Genomic DNA, 16,884 nt, shown 5'->3' with positions numbered 1-16,884 from the left:
GACGGCCGTGCGCCGAGTCCCGCTTGCCGTCGTCCCGCTGCTGGCCCTCACCGCCTGCGCGGCGCCGCGGAACCCCGAGGTCACCTTCTACGCCGACGGCCACGCGGTCACCGTCGCGCCGTCGCAGTACTGCGACCTCCAGTCGGAGAACTGCGACGTGGACGTGGAGGCGCTGGGCGTGCTGCGGGTGCGGCCCGGCAAGCCGGTGCAGATCTCCGTGCCCGGCGAGCTGGCCGAGACCGCCTGGTCGGTGAAGTTCACCTACCGCGACGGCGCGGGCGTGCCCCGGGAGCCGCTGCGCAGCAAGCTGTTCACCTCGCGCGAGCCGAGGTTCGCGTACACGCTCGTGCTGCCGGACCCCGCCGACCGGTTGGAGAGCGTCGAGGTCCAGCAGTACGGGGCGCGCATCGAGGCGAGCACGACGGGCGCCTTCGACTTCGTGGCGCGCGGCACGTGGGTGCTGCGCGTGGAGCAGGGCTGACCTACGGGTCGAGCTCCCGCGCCACGGCCCGGACCACCTCGGCGACCAGCTTGGTGTTCTTGCGGTCCGGGTAGCGGCCCCGGCGCAGCTCGGGCTGCACCTTGATCTCCAGCAGCTTGATCATGTCCTCGACCAGGCCGTGCAGCTCCTCGGCGGGGCGGCGGCGCGCCTCGGCCACGGACGGGGCCGGGTCGATCAGGCGCACCGACAGCGCCTGCGGGCCGCGCCTGCCCTCGGCCATGCCGAACTCGATGCGCTGACCGGCTTTGAGGCCCTCGACACCCGGGGGCAGCGCGGATTTCCGCACGTAGACGTCCTCGCCACCGTCCTGCGTGACGAAGCCGAAGCCCTTCTCCGAGTCGTACCACTTGACCTTGCCGGTCGGCACCGCGCTCACCAATCCCTCTTGCACTCACACGACGAACGCGCCCCGGGCGTGCCCGAGGCGCGTCCCACCAGAGTAGCCAGAACACCGGCGCGGAGGCACCTCCGATCGCGCGACTAGGCTCATCCGCATGTCGACCTCGAAGCTGATGCCGGCGGCGGTGGCCCTGTTCGCGCTCGGTGTCGTGGCGATCGTCGCGATGTTCGTCGTGGGCGAACGCGGCCTGCCCGCGTGGGTGTTCGCGGCGGGGTGGCTGCTCACCCCCGCCGGTCTCGCGCTGGGCGTGTTCAGCGCGGTGCGGGACTCCCGGCGGCCCCGGCGCTGAGCCGCTCGGCGTTCGCGCGCAGCCAGTCCGGGAAACCGGTCAGGTCGGGCAGCACGACGTCCGCGCCCTCGGCGGCCAGCTCGTCCGCGCCGCACGGCCCGCTGACGACGGCCACGGCCACCGCGCCCGCCGCCTTCGCGCCCCGCACGTCGCCCACGTGGTCGCCGACGTAGGCGGCGGCGTCGTGCGCCCGGAGCGCCTCCGCCTTGCCGGTGGACCACAGCTCGCCGAACAGGTGGTCGACCTCCCAGCCGAACGCGGCCAGGTGCAGCGCCGCGTTCTTCCGGTACTTGCCGGTCACCACCAGCGTCGTCCCGCCCAGCTCGCGCACGGCGGCGAGCGCCCGCGCCGCGCCGGGCAGCGCCACCGTCGCCGGGATCACCACCTCCGGGTACAGCGCGCGGAACCGGTCGACCAGGTCGGGGATCTCCTCCTCGGGCACGCCGAAGCCCCGGTAGACCATGTCCAGGGGCGGGCCGAGGTTGGCCGCGAAGTGCGCGCCGTCGAGGGGGTGGCCGCACTCGGCCGCCACCGCGTCCATCACGGCCGCCATCCCGGGACGGGGGTCGATCAACGTCATGTCCAGGTCGAATCCCACGGTCAGCGGCACACCCCGACTGTAACCGCCGCTGTGCCAAGCTTTGCGCCGTGACGGAACTCACCCGCGCCCTGCTGCTGGCGGCCGTGGACCTGGTGGCCGAGCGCGGTTCGCGCGGCCTGCGGATGGCCGACGTCGCGTCCAGGGCGAAGGTGAGCAGGCAGAGCGTCTACAACGAGTTCGGCAACAAGGACCGGCTCGTGCAGGCGGTGGCCCTGTTCAAGGCGGGCGAGTTCCTCGACGGGGTGCGGGAGCGGATGCAGGCCACGCCCGACCCGCTGGAGGGGCTGCGGCTCGGCATCCGGTTCGCCTTCGAGCTGGCCGGCGAGGACCCGCTGGCGAGGTCCGTGTTCTCCGGGGCGAACGCCGAGGACATGCTGCCGCTGCTCACCACCCGCGGCCAGCCCGTCCTGACGCTCGCCACGTCGGTGTTCGCGCAGCACGTCCGGGCGCACTGGCCGGCGCTGCCCGCCGCGCGCGCGCACCTGGTCGCGGAGACGGTCGTGCGGGTCGCGCTGAGCCACCTGCTGACGCCGAGCAGCCGCCGGGTGGAGGCCGTGGTGGCGGTGGCGGAGGCCCTGCTGCGCGAGCCGTGAGGGCGGTCCGCCCGCCGGTCACCGGCCGGCGCGGTCCTCCCGCACGGCCGCCAGGAACGCCGCCCTGGCCTTCGCCCCGACGACCACCGCGCCACCGCCCGGGTTCTTGCTGTCCCGCACCGCCAGGCCGTCACCGGCCTGGGCCAGCTCGACGCAGTTGCCGTTGTTGCCGGCCGACCTGCTCGACTTCCGCCACGTGCCGGGGATGAGGTCGGTCATGCCAACCCCTTTCAGTCGTCGCTCCCGAGTGCGCCCCTCAGCGTAGCCAGGGCGTCACGGGTCGCCGCCGGTGAAAGCGCGGCCGAGGCGATCTCCTCGAACAGCTCGACGTGCGCGACGACCTCGCGCGGTTTCTCGTGGTAGGTGGCGCTGAACAGCCCCTCGGCGTACGCGACGTCCATGCCCGGCGCGGGGTCGAAGCGCAGGACGGAGAAGGGCTGGTCCATGCCCCGGTAGAGCCCGGCGCTCTTGGGCATCAGCTGGACGACGACGTTCGGCCGCCGCGACATCTCGACGAGGTGGTCGACCTGCCCCACCCGCGCCCCGGCGTCGCCGACGAGCCGGTCGAACACGCCCTCGTCGAGGATCACGCGCAGCCGCAGCGGCGCCGGACCGGTCAGCCGGCGCTGCCGCTCGGCGCGCAGCTCGACGGCGCGCCGGAGGTCGTCCTCGGTCGCGTCCGGCTTCCACACCCGGCGCAGGGCCCGGGTGTGCTCCCGCGTCTGGAGGATGCCGGGCACGTGGGCCGTCTCCAGCGTCCACACCTCCGAGGCGTAGCTCTCCAACCTGATGTAGTCCCGCGCGAAGTCGGCGGCCACGTCGGCGTGCGCGACCAGCAGGCCGCGCTGGTTGCTCTCGCGGGCCATCCGCAGCAGCACGTCCAGCTCCGGCGACCCCACGCCGTAGGCGGTGGCGAGCAGCCGGACGTTCTTCTCCAGGATCGCCTGCTCGGCGTTCTCGATCTTGCTGATGGTCGAGCGGCTGAGGCCGGTGGCCCGCACCGCGTCGTCCTGCGTCATCCGCGCCTGGTCGCGCAGCTCGGCCAACCGGTACGCCAACTGGCGCCGGCGGATCGGCGGGACCGGCTTCGGCGCGTCGGTCATGGTCACTCCTCGGGCGGGGGCGGGGCCAGTCTGCCGGTCGCGCCCACGAACAGGCGACCAGCGTCACCCGATCGGGATGTCGCCCCAAGAACGTTCATGACACTACATTTTCGTTGCCGGTCCTCCGGTGCCCGCCTCGCTCGACGCACCCGGGAGGGATCGACCACGTGGAGACCGTTGGACGGACGGAAGCACCGGCGGAGAACAGGGCCGCGGTCAGGTCGGGCACCGCGCACAGCCGCGAACTGGGCGAGGAGCTGCGGCGCGTCCGGCGTCGGGCCGCCCTGTCCGCCGCGGTGCTCAGCGAGTCCCTGGGCTGGTCACCGAACAAGCTGAACAAGCTGGAGACGGGCAGCCGGGGCGCCGCCCCGTGGGAGATCGGCGCGCTGGTCGGCCGCTGCGGAGCCGACAAGGCCACCCGCGACCACATCCTCGCCCTGACCGCGGAACCCGACACCGGCAGCTTCCTGCGCCTGCACGACACCGCCCCCGACGCGCTGACCGCGCTGTCCGTGCACGAGCGCGCCGCCACCGCGATCACCTGCTACGAGGCGTTCGCGATCCCCGCCCTGGCCCAGACCGCCGACTACACCCGCGCCCTCACCGGCGACGACGACCTCGTCCGCGCGCGGGCCGCGCGCCAGGCGGCGCTGCGCGCCGTCATCGGGCCGCTCACCACCCTCTACGTGCACGAGGCGGCCCTGCGCATGGTCGTCGGCGGCACGGCGACCATGCGCGACCAGGTGCGGCGCCTGGCGCTGGTGTGCGGGGCGCCGGGCACCACCGTCCACGTCGTCCCCGCGACCGCCCCGGCGCACGAGGCGCTGCTGCGGCCGGCCGCGCTGCTGGCGTTCCCCGCGCCGACCCGGCCCCTGGCCGTCGTGGAGACCGACACCGCGACCGCCTTCCACGAGGACCCGCGGGTCGTGGCCCGCTACGAGCACAAGATGCGGTGCCTGCGGTCGCTGGCCCTGCCGCCGGTCGAGTCGGCCGCCCTGGTCGCCCGCTACGCCGACGACTACGCGCGCCGGGCGGGCGCGGACTAGCGGGCGCGGACTACCGGACGCCCTCGTAGGACAGGCCGACGCCCGCGGCGGCCCGCTCCATCGTGCGCAGGATCGCCAGCGACTCGTCGTGCGACATCGACGGGCTCTCCACCTCGCCCGCCACGACCCGGGCCACCACCTCGCGCAGCTGCGGCACGTACCCCGCGCCCTCCTGCACGTAGGTGTGCTCCACGCCGTTCACGATCATGCGCGCCGGGTTGTACATCGCCTCCGGGAACTCCACCAGCCCCTTCGTCCCGTACACGACCGCGCCGTCCTTGAGCGGGCTGACCAGCGACGACCCGAGCAGGGCGTGCGCGCCGCCGGGGTAGCCGAGCAGCATCCCCAGCTCGGCGTCCACGCCGCCGACGAGCGAACCGTGCGCGTGCACCGCCTCCGGCTCGCCGAGCAGCAGGTGCGCGAACGACACCGGGTAGATACCCAGGTCGAACAGCGAACCGCCGCCCAGGCCCAGGTTCCACAGCCGGTGCGCCGGGTCGTGCGGCAGCGTGAACCCGAAGTCGGCCCGAACCGACCTCACCTCGCCGATCTCCCCCGCCGCGACCAGCTCGCCCAGGCGCACGACGAGCGGGTTGAACCGGGTCCAGACGGCCTCCATGAAGAACAGGCCGCGCTCGCGCGCCAGGTCGACCACCTCGCGCAGGTCGGCGGAGGTCAGCGCGGCGGGCTTCTCGCACAGCACGTGCTTGCCCGCCGCCAGCGCGGCCCGGCTCACCTCGTGGTGCTGGACGTGCGGCGTCGCCACGTAGACGACGTCCACGTCCGGGTCGGCCAGCAGGTCGGCGTAGTCGCCGTAGGCGCGGGGGACGCCGTGCTTCGCGGCGAAGGCCTCGGCCTTCGGCAGCGCGCGGGAGGACACCGCGAGCACCTCGACGTCGGGCAGGAGGCGGAGGTCACCGGTCACGACGTCGGCGATGCCGCCCGTGGCGACGACACCCCAGCGGAGTCTGTTCAGCACAAGCGGGCAGCTTAATCGGGCAGGATGGGTGCGGTGAGGCTCATCCTGAACGTGATCTGGCTGGTGCTCAGCGGCTTCTGGCTGGCCGTCGGGTACGTGCTCGCGGGCATCGTCTGCTGCGTGCTGATCATCACGATCCCGTGGGGGCTGGCGTCGTTCCGGATCGCGAACTACGCGCTGTGGCCGTTCGGCCGCACCGTCGTGGACCGGCCGGGCGCGGGCGCGCCGTCGCTGCTCGGCAACGTGATCTGGATCGTCGTCGCGGGCGTCTGGCTGGCGATCGGGCACGTCGTCACCGGCATCGCGCTGTGCGTGACGATCATCGGCATCCCGCTGGGCATCGCGAACTTCAAGCTGGTGCCCGTCTCGCTGCTGCCGCTGGGCAAGGAGATCGTGCCGGCCCCCTAGGCCGGCCCCTCGACCCCGGCTCCGGCGGGCTCGGGCTCGTCGGCGCCGGGCTCGTCGGCATCGGGCTCGTCCAGCCGCACCACGAGGCACGGGCCGCCGCTGTAGAGGCCCGCGTCCACGGCCAGCACCCTGCCGTCGGCGTAGCGCAGCGGGCCGTCGATCTCCGCCGGCGGCACGCCGAGCTGGTCGGCGATGACGCTGTGCCCGTGCACGACCTCCCGGCCGCCCAGCAGGTCGAGCAGCGCGGTGGCCACCGCCGGGCCGTCCGGGCCGCGGAACGCGTAGCGCGTCGTCATCTTGCGCCAGCACTCCCACCACTGTTCGAGGTCGTCGCCCCCGAGCACGTGGTGCACGGCGTCGTTGACCTCGTCGATCGTGGCGCCCCACTCCAGGTAGGCGAGGGTGTCGGAGTGCATGAGCAGGTGGCCGTCCACCTCGGTGAGCACGCGGCGCGACGTCAGCCACCCGATGTGGGCGTCGGTGAGCCGGTCCTGGTCGCTGCGCAGGCCGCCGTTGAGCAGCCAGCTGCGGGCGAAGCTGCGGGGCGTGGGCGCGCCCGGCACGTTCTCGTCGCCGAACCGGTGCATGCCCAGCAGCAGCACCTCGTGGTTGCCCACGAGCGCGTCGACCCGCCCGCCGCTCTGCTCGTGCAGGCGCATGACGAACTCGATCACGCCGACGCCGTCGGGGCCGCGGTCGACGAAGTCGCCCAGGAACCACAGCTCCGCGTCGCCGCCGCTCCAGTCGCCGTCGGCGTCCACCAGGTCCGCGGCGTGCAGGGCGCGGGTCAGCTCGGCGAGGTGCCCGTGCACGTCGCCGACCACGAACAGCGGTCGTTCCACACCCGCGACGATAGGCGACGCGCGGGGGTCGTGCGCGCGAGTCGATCAGCGCTTCGGCACCCCGTTCCGGCGGTCGGCCGCCCGCTCCCCCGCCGGGGGGAGCCGGGCCGAGCGGACCGTGACGGCACGACTCCGCCGCGCAGCCGGGCCGGGACGCCTAGACCGGGTTCGGCTCGTCCTCCGGGAACGGGTTCGCCGAGTGGCCGACCAGGTCGGCGATCGACTTCACCACCCGCGTCGGCCGGTACGGGTACAGCTCGGCGGTGGAGTCCGCGGAGATGCCCGACAGCACCAGGATGGTGCGCAGGCCCGCCTCCAGGCCCGAGCGCACGTCGGTGTCCATCCGGTCGCCGATCATCAGGGTGTGCTCCGAGTGCGCGCCCAGCGCCCGCAGCGCCGACCTCATCATCAGCGGGTTGGGCTTGCCCACGTAATAAGGGGCGCGGCCGGTGGCCCGCTCGATCAGCGCGGCCACCGCGCCGGTCGCGGGCAGCGAGCCCTCGCGCGACGGTCCCGTGGCGTCGGGGTTGGTGGCGATGAACTTCGCGCCCTCCTCCACCAGCCGGATCGCCTTGGTGATCGCGGTGAAGCTGTAGGTGCGGGTCTCGCCCAGCACCACGTAGTCCGGCTCGCGGTCGGTGAGCACGTAGCCGATCTCGTGCAGGGCCGTGGTCAGGCCCGCCTCGCCGATGACGAACGCCGACCCGCCGGGCCGCTGCGAGTCGAGGAACCGCGCGGTCGCCAGCGCCGAGGTCCAGATCGCCGACTCCGGCACCTCCAGGCCCGTGCGGGACAGCCGGGCGCGCAGGTCGCGCGGGGTGTAGATGGAGTTGTTGGTGAGCACGAGGAACGGGATGGAGTTCGCGGTCAGCTCGGCGACGAACTCGCCCGAACCCGGGATGGGGTGCTCCTCGTGCACGAGCACGCCGTCCATGTCCATCAGGTAGTTCCACTGATCGCTCATGGGCGACATGCTGCCGGCTCAGGCGTCGACCACGCGCTTCCGGAACGCCGCGACGACCGCCCGGTGGTAGCGCTCCAGCACGTCCCGCTCCTCGGGCGTGAAGTGCGACAACACCTCGGTCAGGGCCTCCTGCGCGCCGCGCGAGAGGTGCTCGGACCTGGCGTCGTCGGCCAACGTGACCTCGACGAACACCTTGCGGCGGTCGTGCGGGTCCCGGACGCGGCGCGCGTACCCGGCGCGCTCCAGCCGGTCGATCACCCCGGTCACCGCGCCGGTGGACAGGCCGGACAGCTCGGCGATCCGGCCCGCCGTGACCGGTCCCCCCGCGCGCAGCGCCAGGTCGAGGCACTTCTCGTCGGTCGGCGAGAGGCCCATCCGCTCCGCCAGCCTGCCGTGGACCTGGGCGGTGAGCGCGCTCGTCTCCCGCGTGTAGGAGCCGAACCGCTCCACCACGTCGGCGGGCACGTCGGCGGGCACGTCGTGCTCGCTCGTCATGCCCAGCAACTTAGCGGCTGCGGGGCGCGGCCAGGCATCCTCCTCCGCGCGGGGGAGTTCCGCCCACCGGCTTCTCCTCGTCCACCCACCGGCGTCGGCCGATTACCCTGGACGGGGTGACAGCTGTCGAGTTGGGGCTACCCGCCGTGCGCGGCAACCCGGAGACCGCGGGGCGTCCGGGCTCACCACTGCTGGTCGACCGGTTCGGCCGGGTCGCGAAAGACCTGCGCGTGTCCCTCACGGACCGCTGCAACCTGCGCTGCACCTACTGCATGCCCGCGGAGGGCCTGGACTGGCTGCCGAAGCCGGAGCTGCTCTCCGACGACGAGCTGACCAGGCTCCTGCGCGTCGCGGTGACCCTACTCGGGGTGACCGACATCCGGTTCACCGGCGGCGAGCCGCTGCTGCGGCCCGGCCTGGAGGGCGTCGTGGCGGCGACCGCCGCGCTGCGGCCCCGACCGCGGATCTCGATGACCACGAACGGGGTGACCCTGGCGCGGCGCGCGGTGGACCTCGTGGCGGCCGGGCTGAACCGGGTGAACGTCTCGCTGGACACCCTCGACCCGGCCCGGTTCCGGGAGCTGACCAGGCGTGACCGGATCGACGACGTGTTCGCCGGCCTCGCCGCCGCGCGGGACGCCGGGCTGACGCCGGTGAAGGTCAACTCGGTGCTGATGCGCGGCGTCAACGAGGACGAGGCCGTGCCGCTGCTGCGGTTCTGCGTGGAGCACGGCTACCAGCTGCGGTTCATCGAGCAGATGCCGCTGGACCCGCAGCACGGCTGGGACCGGGACGGCATGGTGACCGCCGAGGAGATCCTGGCGTCGCTGCGCGCGGCGTTCGCGCTGGAGCCCGAGCCCGGTGAGCGCGGCGGCGCGCCCGCGGAGAAGTGGCTGGTGGACGGCGGCCCGGCGGTGGTGGGCGTGATCGCGTCGGTGACCCGGCCGTTCTGCGCGGCGTGCGACCGGACCCGGCTGACCGCGGACGGCCAGGTGCGCAACTGCCTGTTCAGCCGGACGGAGACGGACCTGAGGGCGCTGCTGCGGGGCGGGGCGACCGACGAGGAGGTCGCGGACGCGTGGCGGGGCAACTCGTGGGCGAAGGCGGCCGGGCACGGGATCAACGACGCCGGGTTCAGCCAGCCCGACCGGCCCATGAGCGCGATCGGCGGGTGACGACCCGATGACGGGGACGACGACGACCGGGTGCCGGGGACGGCGGGAGCGACGGGGACGGCGGAGGGCGGCGGGATGACCTCGGCGGGCGACAGGGCGACCGCGGCGGCGAGCCAGGCGGGCGCGGCAGCGGGCAGGGCCGGCGCGGCAGCGGGCAGGGCCGGCGCGGCAGCGGGCAGGGCCGGCGCGGCAGCGGGCCAGGCGACCGCGGCGGCGGGCCGGGCCGGCGCGGCGAACGACCGGGTGACCGCGGCGGCGGGCCGGGCGACCGCGGCGGCGGACCTGGCCGGCGCGGCAGCGGGCGCGGCGGGCGGCGGGGCGACCCGGGCGGCCGGCGTGGTGGTGGCGGTCCGGTACTTCGCGGGCGCGCGGGCCGCCGCGGGGGTGGACGGGGAGGACGTCGGGCTGCCGGCCGACCGGGCGACCGTGGCGGCGGCGCTGGCCGCCCTGGAGGCCCGGCACGGCGACCGGCTGACCCGCGTGCTGCCCGCGTGCAGCTACCTGCTCGACGGGGTCGCGGTCCGGAACCTCGACACGCCCGTGTCGCCCGGATCACAACTGGACGTGCTGCCGCCCTTCGCCGGGGGTTAGCCACGCCCTTCTCGGATGGATTAGGGCGTGACCCAGACCTCACTTTACGTTATGCATTTCGCTCGATCTCGGAACGGAAACGGAACCATAACGGTGCTCTGACCTGGCTAAACGCAAGGGTCGAGGGATCACCCCGTAGTGTTACTGTGACGTGCATCACGTGCGCTTCCGTTTGGCGCGGCCTCTCCGGTTACGTACCGTCGCTTCTCGGTTGGCCCCGACCGACCAGAGCACCACCCGGAACGCCACGCACCGAACCTGTCCACCGGCGTCCCGGGAACACCCCCGAGCGAGAGACAACCGCCGGACAGGAGCTGGGCGACACCCCGGGCCCCGAACCCGAGTCGCCCGAGCAGGTGCGGGTGGGCCGAGAGGGAAATGGCTTCTTACCGAGGCAAGCACCGTCCGTCCGTGTCCCCCGCCGCCCGTCGTGTCGCGAAGGTCGCCGTCGCCGGCGTCATCGTCGGCGCGCCGCTGGCCATGGCCGCCGGCACCGCGTCCGCACAGGGCTCCGGCGTCAACTGGGACGTGGTCGCCGCGTGCGAGAGCGGCGGCAACTGGAGCATCAACACCGGCAACGGCTACTACGGCGGCCTGCAGTTCCTGCCGTCCACGTGGCGCGCCAACGGTGGCTCCGGGATGCCCAATCAGGCGTCCCGCGAGGAGCAGATCCGGGTCGCCGAGAACGTCCTGGCCACCCAGGGCATCCAAGCCTGGCCCGTCTGCGGCCCCAAGGGCCTCGGCGGCGCCGCGGCCCCCGTCCGCCAGGCCCCGGTCCAGCAGCAGCAGCAGCAGAGCGCGCCCGCGCCGGTGCAGCGGCAGCAGTCCGCCCCGGTCCAGCAGCAGGCCGCCCCCGCCCCCGTCGTGGTGGCGCTGCCGTCGTCCAACCCCCAGGGCGACTACGAGGTCAAGGCGGGCGACAGCCTGTCCAAGATCGCGGACGAGCTGAAGGTCGAGGGCGGCTGGGCGAAGCTCCACGAGCTGAACAAGGACTTCATCCCGAACGCCGACCTGATCATGCCGGGCATGAAGATCGCCACCAAGTGATCGTGGTCGGCGCGAGCCGACGCACCACCGGCTGAGGACCCCGACCGCCTTCCCCCGGCGGCCGGGGTCCTTCCCCGTTCCAGGGCTTTCCTCAGGGCATGTTGACCCACTCGTCGGCGCCGTCGGCGAACACCTGCCGCTTCCACACCGGCAGCCGCCGCTTCACCTCGTCGACGAGGTCGGAGCACACGTCGAACGCCTCGCGCCGGTGCTCGGCGGCCACCGCGACCGCCAGCGCCACGTCACCGATGGCCAGCGCCCCGACCCGGTGCGACACGGCGACCGCCCGCACCCCCTCGACGCCGGCCACCACGTCGGCGACCACCTCGGCCACCACGGCGGCGGCCGTCGGGTGCCCGACGTACTCCAGCTCCCGCACCGAGCGCCCGCCGTCGTGGTCGCGGACCACCCCGGCGAACGTGACGACCGCCCCGGCCGCCGCGTGCGCCACCAGCGCGGCGTGCTCCTCCACCGACAGCGGCTGGTCGCTGACGGTCGCCCGCAGCACCTCGGTCACGCGTGGTCACCCCCCGCCACCTGGTCGACGGCGTGCTCCAGCACGGCGTCGAGCACCCCCAGCCCGTCCCGCACCCCGCCCGGCGACCCGGGCAGGTTCACCACGAACGTGCGACCCGCGACCCCGGCCACCCCGCGCGACAGCACGGCGGTGGGCACCCGCGGCCAGGCCGACAGGCGGATGGCGTCCGCCACGCCCGGCACCTCGCGGTCGAGCACCGAGCGGGTCGCCTCCGGCGTGCGGTCGGTGGGGCTGATGCCCGTGCCGCCGGTCGTGACCACCACGTGCACGCCGTCCGCGACGGCCGCGCGCAGCGCCTCGGCGACCGGGTCGCCGTCCGGCACGACCACCGCGTCCGGCACGGCGTAGCCGCGCTCGCGCAGCCAGTCGACGATGAGCGGGCCGCCGCGGTCCTCGTACACCCCGGCGGAGGCCCGGTTGGAGGCGGTGACCACGCGCGCGGTGCGCGGCCGAGACGTCGCGGGAGACGTCGCAGGAGGCGTCACGGGCGGCGTCACGGGCGGCGTCACGGGCGGCGTCACGGGCGGCGTCACGGGCGGCGTCACGGGCGCTCCCAGAGGCCGGTCTTGCCGCCCTCCTTGCGCTCGACCCGCACCGCGTCCATCGTCGCCGCCGGGTCGACCGCCTTCACCATGTCGTGCAGGGTCAGCCCGGCCACGGCTACCGCGGTCAGCGCCTCCATCTCCACGCCGGTGCGGTCGGTGGTGCGCGCGGTGGCCGTGACGCGGACCTCGGCGTCGCCGAGCTCCAACTCCACCTTGACGCTCGACAGCGCGATCGGGTGGCACAGCGGCACCAGGTCCGGCGTGCGCTTGGCCGCCATGATCCCGGCGATGCGGGCCGTGGCGAGCGCGTCGCCCTTGGGCAGGCCGTCGCGGGCGAGCAGCGCCACCACCTCGGCGGTCGTGCGCAGCACGCCGGAGGCGACGGCGGTGCGCGTGGTCGGCTCCTTGCCGGACACGTCGACCATCCGGGCCGCCCCGGCTTGGTCCAGGTGCGTGAACTGCTGGGTCATGCCGCCGATGCTAGGCCCCGGCGGCACGACCCACCCCGGGTCACGCCGGGTCGGCCGCCGCCTTGCGCACCGCGTCGGCCACGGCGGGCGCCACGGAGGTGTCGAACACGCTGGGCACGATGAACGACGCGTTGAGCCGATCGCCGTCCACCACGTCGGCGATGGCGTTGGCCGCGGCCAGCAGCATCGCGTCGGTGATCGTCCGCGCGTGGGCGTCCAGCAGGCCCCGGAACACGCCGGGGAACGCCAGCACGTTGTTGATCTGGTTGGGGAAGTCGCTGCGCCCGGTGGCCACGACGGCGGCGTGCTTCTGCGCCTCCATCGGGTCGATCTCCGGGTCCGGGTTGGCCAGCGCGAACACGATGGCGTCGGGGTTCATCGTGGCGACCTGCTCGGCGCCGAACAGGTTCGGGGCCGACACGCCGATGAACACGTCCGCGCCGACCAGCGCGTCGTGCAGCCGGCCGCTGACGTTGTCCTTGTTGGTGGCGGCGGCGATGGACCTCAGGTTGTCGTCCAGGCCGGGCCGGTCGCGGTGCACGATGCCGTCCACGTCGACCGCGACCACGTCACCGGGCTCCTGCTTGAGCAGCAGCCGGATGATCGCCGAGCCCGCCGCGCCCACGCCGCACACCACGAGCTTGCAGTCGGAGATCTTCTTGCCGACGACGCGCAGCGCGTTGCGCAGGGCGCCGACCACGACGATCGCGGTGCCGTGCTGGTCGTCGTGGAAGACGGGGATGTCGAGCTTCTCGCGCAGCCGGGCCTCGATCTCGAAGCAGCGCGGCGCGGCGATGTCCTCCAGGTTGATGCCGCCGTAGACGGGGGCGATCAGCTCCACCGCGCGGATGATCTCCTCGGTGTCCTGGGTGTCCAGGCACACCGGCCACGCGTCGACGCCCGCGAACTTCTTGAACAGCGCCGCCTTGCCCTCCATCACCGGCAGCGCGGCGGCCGGGCCGAGGTTGCCCAGGCCCAGCACGGCCGAGCCGTCGGTGACCACGGCGACCGTGTTGCGCTTGATGGTCAGCCGGCGGGCGTCGTCCGGGTTCTCGGCGATGGCCTGGCAGACGCGGGCGACACCGGGCGTGTAGGCGCGGGAGAGGTCGTCGCGGTTGCGCAGCGGCACCTTGGACGAGATCTCGATCTTGCCGCCGAGGTGGACCAGGAACGTCCGGTCGGACACCTTGCGGACGACGATCCCGGGCAGCAGCTCCAGGGTGTCGGTGATGTCCTTCGCGTGGTTGGCCGAGAGGGCGTTGCACGTGAGGTCGATGATGACGCGGTCGGTGTGGGACTCGACGACGTCGAAGGCCGTGATGACGCCGCCGGCCCGACCGACCGCCGAGGTGAGGTCACCCGCGGCCGACGCCGACGGCGGGGCCTCCAGGCGGACGGTGATCGAGTAACCAGGGCCGGGGACCGGCATCGAACCTCCCAGAACTGCACTGCTCAGGCGGGAGTCGAGAGTAGTCCCGGACGAATTGCGGAACGCGCGCGGCTCGACGGCCGCGCGCGCCACTTCGGGGCTAGCGGTTGATCTCGGTGACCGGGTGGTGGTATCCGAGCTCCTCGACCGGCAGCGGGAAGGTGACCTTGCCGAACGGGGACAGCGCGCCCTGCACGTCGGCGGCCAACTCGCTGACCGCGTGCTTGTCGCCTTCCGGGGCCTCCGGCCAGTTCGGGTCGATGCGCTCGGGGCGGAGCTTGGCCACTGTTCCTCCTCGGTGGTGCCTGCTTCGCGGACAAGTGTGCCTCACGTCGCGGCCCCGGTCCCGGCGCGGGGACCGGACCGGTCCCGGGGTACCCGGAATCCGAGAGCATCGTCACCTGTGGCCTGGCTAACCCGGGTCGCGGCGGTCGGGGTGGTGCCCACCGCCGTGCCGCCCCGGGCGGCGGGCATATAACGTGGTGGGGATGTCCGGCACCACCCTCGCCGAGTGGCTGCGGGCGCAGGACGACACCGCGCTCGTGGCACTGCTGCGCGCCCGGCCGGACCTGGCCACGCCGCCGCCCGCCGACACCTCCGTCCTGGCGACGCGCATCGGCTCGCGCGCCTCGGTGGCGCGGGCGTGCGAGGACCTCGACACGATGACGCTCACCGTGCTCGAAGCGCTGCTCGTGCTGGACGCGGACCTCGCCCCGGTCGGCGTGAAGGCCGTCCGGGCGCTGTTCGGCCGGACCGACGTGCGGCCCGCCCTCGCGGTGCTGCGGGCGCGGGCGCTGCTGTGGGGGCCCGACGACGCCCTCTCCACCCCGCCCGCGACCCGGGACGCGGTCAACCCGTTCCCGTGCGGCCTGGGGCGCTCCGTGCCCGCCCTCGCCGACGCGGACGTCGACGACCTCCCCGAGGACGAGCGGCGGGTGCTGCTGGCCCTCGCCGCCGGGCCGCCGGTCGGGCAGACGAAGGACGCGGCGCAGGTCGTGCCCCTGGCGAGCGCGACGACGCCGATCCAGAAGCTGCTCGCCCGCGGCCTGCTGGTCCGGCGCGACGCGCGGACCGTGGAGCTGCCGCGCGAGATCGGGCTGAAGGTGCGCGGCAGGTCCCCGCTCGGCCCGGTCCAGGCGGTGGAACCCGCGCTGGGCACGGTGGCGCGCGACCCGTCGGTGGTCGACCACACCGGCGGCGGCGAGGCGCTGGAGCTGACCCGGCACGTGGAGGGGCTGCTGCGGAGCTGGTCCGACGAGCCGCCCGCGGTGCTGCGGTCGGGCGGCGTCGGCGTGCGCGAGCTGCGCAAGCTCGCCAAGGACCTGGACGTGGACGAACGCCGGGCCGCGCTGCTGGTGGAGCTGGTCGTCAACGCGGGCCTGGTCGCCGACAGCGACGGGACCGAACCCGGGTGGGTGCCGACGACGCAGACCGACGCGTGGCTGGTCGCCGCGCCCGAGCACCGGTGGGCGACGCTCGCCCAGGCGTGGGTGGACCTGCCCCGGCTGCCGGGCCTGATCGGGCAGCGCGACGACCGCGACCGCCTGCTCAACGCCCTCGCCCCCGAGCTGAACCGGCCGGCCGCGCCGCGCGACCGGCGGCGCGTGCTGGAGGCGCTCGCCGCGCTGGAGCCCGGCACCGCGGTCACCGACCCGGGCGAGCTGGCCGCCGTGCTGGCGTGGCGCGCCCCCCGGCGGGGCGGCCGGCTGCGCGACGAGCTGGTCCGCTGGACCGTGGAGGAGGGCACGTCGGTGGGCGTGCTCGCGCTGGGCGCGCTCACCGCGCAGGGCCGCACCCTGCTCGCCGAGGGACCGGCCGCGGCGGCCAAGCGGCTCGCCGACGCGCTGCCCGCGCCGGTCGACCACGTGCTGGTGCAGGCCGACCTGACGGTGGTCGCGCCCGGCCGGCTCGACCCGGAGCTGGCCGACGAGATCGCGCTGGTCGCGGACGTCGAGTCGGCGGGCGGGGCCACCGTGTACCGGGTGCACGAGGGGTCGGTGCGGCGGGCGTTCGACGCGGGCCGCAGCGCCGCCGACCTGCACGAGCTGTTCCGGTCGCGGTCGCGGACGCCGGTCCCGCAGTCGCTGACCTACCTGATCGACGACGCGGCCCGCCGGCACGGCAGGCTGCGCGGCGGCGCGGCCGGGTCGTTCCTGCGCTGCGACGACCCCGTGCTGATCGCCGAGGTCCTCGCGCACCCGGCGGCCGAGCGGCTGGAGCTGCGCCGGATCGCGCCGACCGTGGTGGTCTGCCCGCTGCCGCTGGCCGAGGTGCTGGACGTGCTGCGGGCCGCCGGCTTCGCGCCCGCCGCGGAGGGCGCGGACGGCGGGGTGCTCGACCTGCGCGGGGGCGGGCGGCGGATCGCGGGCAAGGGCCGCCGCAGGCCCGCGCAGCCCACCACGCCGTCCGACGAGCAGCTCGGCGAGCTGGTGCGCCTGGTGCGGGCGGGCGACCGCGCGGCGACCACCGCGGGCGGTGCCCGCGTGTCCGTGCCGGGTCACCTGGGCGCGGGACCGTCCGCCACCCTCGACCTGCTCCAGCGGGCCGCCAGGCTGGGCCGCAACGTGCTGGTCGACTTCGTCGACGGGCACGGCACGGCGGCGCGGCGCGTCATCACGCCGCAGGTCGTGGGCGGTGGCGTGCTGGAGGGCGTGGACGTCAGCTACGGCGAGGTGCGCCGGTTCCCGCTGCACCGCATCACGTCGGCCGCGCTGGTCGAGGACGACGGCGCGTAGTCACCGGACGTGGCGCGCGACCACCTGCCGGCGACCTGGCGCCGGGAGCGGGGCGCCCCCGGGTCCGGACACGCCTCAGGGTCCGGACACGCCTCAGGGTCCGGACACGCCTCAGGGCGGCCTCCCGCGAGG

20 protein-coding genes and 1 pseudogene are annotated in these 16,884 nt (G+C 74.5%); 9 read left to right on the top strand and 12 right to left on the bottom strand.

Annotated features, from left to right (window positions below; genetic code table 11):
* The first annotated feature begins 7 nt into the window (after positions 1-7).
* Complete coding sequence (locus tag ACRAKJ_RS02465; RefSeq protein WP_438925321.1) at positions 8-481, top strand: DUF2771 family protein; 474 nt, start codon at positions 8-10, stop codon at positions 479-481.
* 1 nt (position 482) lies between these two features.
* Here the strand turns inward: ACRAKJ_RS02465 and ACRAKJ_RS02460 are convergent, their stop codons facing one another.
* A complete protein-coding gene (locus ACRAKJ_RS02460) occupies positions 483-869 on the bottom strand; it encodes a cold shock domain-containing protein (RefSeq protein WP_438925336.1) in 387 nt (128 codons plus the stop codon).
* Positions 870-996: 127 nt separating this feature from the next.
* Here ACRAKJ_RS02460 and ACRAKJ_RS02455 point away from each other — a divergent pair, with 127 nt between their 5' ends.
* Entirely contained in the window at positions 997-1,191 is a 195-nt protein-coding gene (locus tag ACRAKJ_RS02455; RefSeq protein WP_438925322.1) for a hypothetical protein, read from the top strand.
* Here the strand turns inward: ACRAKJ_RS02455 and ACRAKJ_RS02450 are convergent.
* Complete coding sequence (locus ACRAKJ_RS02450; protein WP_438925323.1) at positions 1,154-1,801, bottom strand: HAD hydrolase-like protein; 648 nt, start codon at positions 1,799-1,801, stop codon at positions 1,154-1,156. The genes ACRAKJ_RS02455 and ACRAKJ_RS02450 overlap by 38 nt on opposite strands.
* Positions 1,802-1,839: 38 nt before the next feature.
* Here ACRAKJ_RS02450 and ACRAKJ_RS02445 point away from each other — a divergent pair, with 38 nt between their 5' ends.
* Positions 1,840-2,385 (top strand): TetR family transcriptional regulator, encoded by a 546-nt coding sequence (locus tag ACRAKJ_RS02445; RefSeq protein WP_438925324.1) that lies wholly within the window; start codon positions 1,840-1,842, stop codon positions 2,383-2,385.
* Between the two features lie 18 nt (positions 2,386-2,403).
* Here the strand turns inward: ACRAKJ_RS02445 and ACRAKJ_RS02440 are convergent, their stop codons facing one another.
* Together ACRAKJ_RS02440 and ACRAKJ_RS02435 are read right to left on the bottom strand one after the other, a co-directional pair.
* Positions 2,404-2,604 carry a DUF397 domain-containing protein gene (locus ACRAKJ_RS02440; RefSeq protein WP_438925325.1) on the bottom strand — a complete coding sequence of 67 codons (201 nt, stop codon included), beginning with the start codon at positions 2,602-2,604 and terminating at the stop codon, positions 2,404-2,406.
* An 11-nt stretch (positions 2,605-2,615) separates the two neighbouring features.
* Positions 2,616-3,488 (bottom strand): Scr1 family TA system antitoxin-like transcriptional regulator, encoded by an 873-nt coding sequence (locus tag ACRAKJ_RS02435; RefSeq protein WP_438925326.1) that lies wholly within the window; start codon positions 3,486-3,488, stop codon positions 2,616-2,618.
* Between the two features lie 167 nt (positions 3,489-3,655).
* Here ACRAKJ_RS02435 and ACRAKJ_RS02430 point away from each other — a divergent pair, with 167 nt between their 5' ends.
* Positions 3,656-4,534, top strand: a complete 879-nt coding sequence (locus tag ACRAKJ_RS02430; protein WP_438925327.1) for a DUF5753 domain-containing protein — start codon at positions 3,656-3,658, stop codon at positions 4,532-4,534.
* A gap of 10 nt (positions 4,535-4,544) precedes the next feature.
* On the opposite strand, the gene ACRAKJ_RS02425 is transcribed toward ACRAKJ_RS02430, so the two are convergent.
* A complete protein-coding gene (locus ACRAKJ_RS02425) occupies positions 4,545-5,513 on the bottom strand; it encodes a Gfo/Idh/MocA family oxidoreductase (RefSeq protein ID WP_438925328.1) in 969 nt (322 codons plus the stop codon).
* A 33-nt stretch (positions 5,514-5,546) separates the two neighbouring features.
* On the opposite strand from ACRAKJ_RS02425, the gene ACRAKJ_RS02420 reads away from it, so the two are divergent.
* Entirely contained in the window at positions 5,547-5,921 is a 375-nt protein-coding gene (locus ACRAKJ_RS02420) for a YccF domain-containing protein (protein WP_438925329.1), read from the top strand.
* On the opposite strand, the gene ACRAKJ_RS02415 is transcribed toward ACRAKJ_RS02420, so the two are convergent.
* From ACRAKJ_RS02415 to ACRAKJ_RS02405, 3 genes are all read right to left on the bottom strand, one after another.
* Positions 5,918-6,763 (bottom strand): metallophosphoesterase, encoded by an 846-nt coding sequence (locus tag ACRAKJ_RS02415; RefSeq protein ID WP_438925330.1) that lies wholly within the window; start codon positions 6,761-6,763, stop codon positions 5,918-5,920. The two genes, ACRAKJ_RS02420 and ACRAKJ_RS02415, sit on opposite strands and share 4 nt — an antisense overlap.
* A gap of 157 nt (positions 6,764-6,920) precedes the next feature.
* Positions 6,921-7,727 carry an HAD-IIA family hydrolase gene (locus ACRAKJ_RS02410; RefSeq protein ID WP_438925331.1) on the bottom strand — a complete coding sequence of 269 codons (807 nt, stop codon included), beginning with the start codon at positions 7,725-7,727 and terminating at the stop codon, positions 6,921-6,923.
* Between the two features lie 18 nt (positions 7,728-7,745).
* Positions 7,746-8,222 carry a MarR family transcriptional regulator gene (locus tag ACRAKJ_RS02405; RefSeq protein WP_438925332.1) on the bottom strand — a complete coding sequence of 159 codons (477 nt, stop codon included), beginning with the start codon at positions 8,220-8,222 and terminating at the stop codon, positions 7,746-7,748.
* Between the two features lie 116 nt (positions 8,223-8,338).
* Here ACRAKJ_RS02405 and moaA point away from each other — a divergent pair, with 116 nt between their 5' ends.
* The 3 genes from moaA to ACRAKJ_RS02390 all read left to right on the top strand — a co-directional run bounded on the left by moaA (position 8,339) and on the right by ACRAKJ_RS02390 (position 11,035).
* Positions 8,339-9,397 (top strand): GTP 3',8-cyclase MoaA, encoded by a 1,059-nt coding sequence (moaA, locus tag ACRAKJ_RS02400; protein ID WP_438925333.1) that lies wholly within the window; start codon positions 8,339-8,341, stop codon positions 9,395-9,397.
* A gap of 75 nt (positions 9,398-9,472) precedes the next feature.
* Positions 9,473-9,988 carry a MoaD/ThiS family protein gene (locus tag ACRAKJ_RS02395; RefSeq protein WP_447008862.1) on the top strand — a complete coding sequence of 172 codons (516 nt, stop codon included), beginning with the start codon at positions 9,473-9,475 and terminating at the stop codon, positions 9,986-9,988.
* 378 nt (positions 9,989-10,366) lie between these two features.
* The gene (locus ACRAKJ_RS02390) at positions 10,367-11,035 is read left to right on the top strand and encodes a transglycosylase family protein (protein ID WP_438926678.1); all 669 of its coding nucleotides are present in this window, start codon (positions 10,367-10,369) and stop codon (positions 11,033-11,035) included.
* A gap of 91 nt (positions 11,036-11,126) precedes the next feature.
* Here the strand turns inward: ACRAKJ_RS02390 and ACRAKJ_RS02385 are convergent.
* The 4 genes and pseudogenes from ACRAKJ_RS02385 to ACRAKJ_RS02370 form a co-directional block, all read right to left on the bottom strand.
* Positions 11,127-12,007: pseudogene (locus ACRAKJ_RS02385) on the bottom strand (molybdenum cofactor biosynthesis protein MoaE).
* A 107-nt stretch (positions 12,008-12,114) separates the two neighbouring features.
* Positions 12,115-12,588 (bottom strand): cyclic pyranopterin monophosphate synthase MoaC, encoded by a 474-nt coding sequence (gene moaC, locus ACRAKJ_RS02380; protein ID WP_438926677.1) that lies wholly within the window; start codon positions 12,586-12,588, stop codon positions 12,115-12,117.
* A gap of 40 nt (positions 12,589-12,628) precedes the next feature.
* Entirely contained in the window at positions 12,629-14,017 is a 1,389-nt protein-coding gene (locus ACRAKJ_RS02375) for an NAD-dependent malic enzyme (protein ID WP_438926676.1), read from the bottom strand.
* A gap of 100 nt (positions 14,018-14,117) precedes the next feature.
* Entirely contained in the window at positions 14,118-14,303 is a 186-nt protein-coding gene (locus tag ACRAKJ_RS02370; protein WP_306745602.1) for a hypothetical protein, read from the bottom strand.
* A 202-nt stretch (positions 14,304-14,505) separates the two neighbouring features.
* Between ACRAKJ_RS02370 and ACRAKJ_RS02365 the strand changes: the two genes are divergently transcribed.
* Positions 14,506-16,752 carry a helicase-associated domain-containing protein gene (locus ACRAKJ_RS02365; RefSeq protein WP_438926675.1) on the top strand — a complete coding sequence of 749 codons (2,247 nt, stop codon included), beginning with the start codon at positions 14,506-14,508 and terminating at the stop codon, positions 16,750-16,752.
* Positions 16,753-16,884 lie beyond the last annotated feature (132 nt).

This window comes from Saccharothrix sp. DSM 118769 (assembly GCF_052936295.1).
This window is presented reverse-complemented; position numbering and strand designations above follow the sequence as displayed.

Excerpts from the sequence above, each read along its gene's own strand:
- ACRAKJ_RS02440 (WP_438925325.1), bottom strand. The coding sequence starts at position 2,604 with ATGACCGACCTCATCCCCGGCACGTGGCGGAAGTCGAGCAGGTCGGCC.
- ACRAKJ_RS02390 (WP_438926678.1), top strand. The coding sequence starts at position 10,367 with ATGGCTTCTTACCGAGGCAAGCACCGTCCGTCCGTGTCCCCCGCCGCC.
- ACRAKJ_RS02375 (WP_438926676.1), bottom strand. The coding sequence starts at position 14,017 with ATGCCGGTCCCCGGCCCTGGTTACTCGATCACCGTCCGCCTGGAGGCC.
- ACRAKJ_RS02410 (WP_438925331.1), bottom strand. The coding sequence starts at position 7,727 with ATGAGCGATCAGTGGAACTACCTGATGGACATGGACGGCGTGCTCGTG.
- moaC (WP_438926677.1), bottom strand. The coding sequence starts at position 12,588 with ATGACCCAGCAGTTCACGCACCTGGACCAAGCCGGGGCGGCCCGGATG.
- ACRAKJ_RS02435 (WP_438925326.1), bottom strand. The coding sequence starts at position 3,488 with ATGACCGACGCGCCGAAGCCGGTCCCGCCGATCCGCCGGCGCCAGTTG.
- ACRAKJ_RS02365 (WP_438926675.1), top strand. The coding sequence starts at position 14,506 with ATGTCCGGCACCACCCTCGCCGAGTGGCTGCGGGCGCAGGACGACACC.
- ACRAKJ_RS02405 (WP_438925332.1), bottom strand. The coding sequence starts at position 8,222 with ATGACGAGCGAGCACGACGTGCCCGCCGACGTGCCCGCCGACGTGGTG.
- ACRAKJ_RS02455 (WP_438925322.1), top strand. The coding sequence starts at position 997 with ATGTCGACCTCGAAGCTGATGCCGGCGGCGGTGGCCCTGTTCGCGCTC.
- ACRAKJ_RS02395 (WP_447008862.1), top strand. The coding sequence starts at position 9,473 with ATGACCTCGGCGGGCGACAGGGCGACCGCGGCGGCGAGCCAGGCGGGC.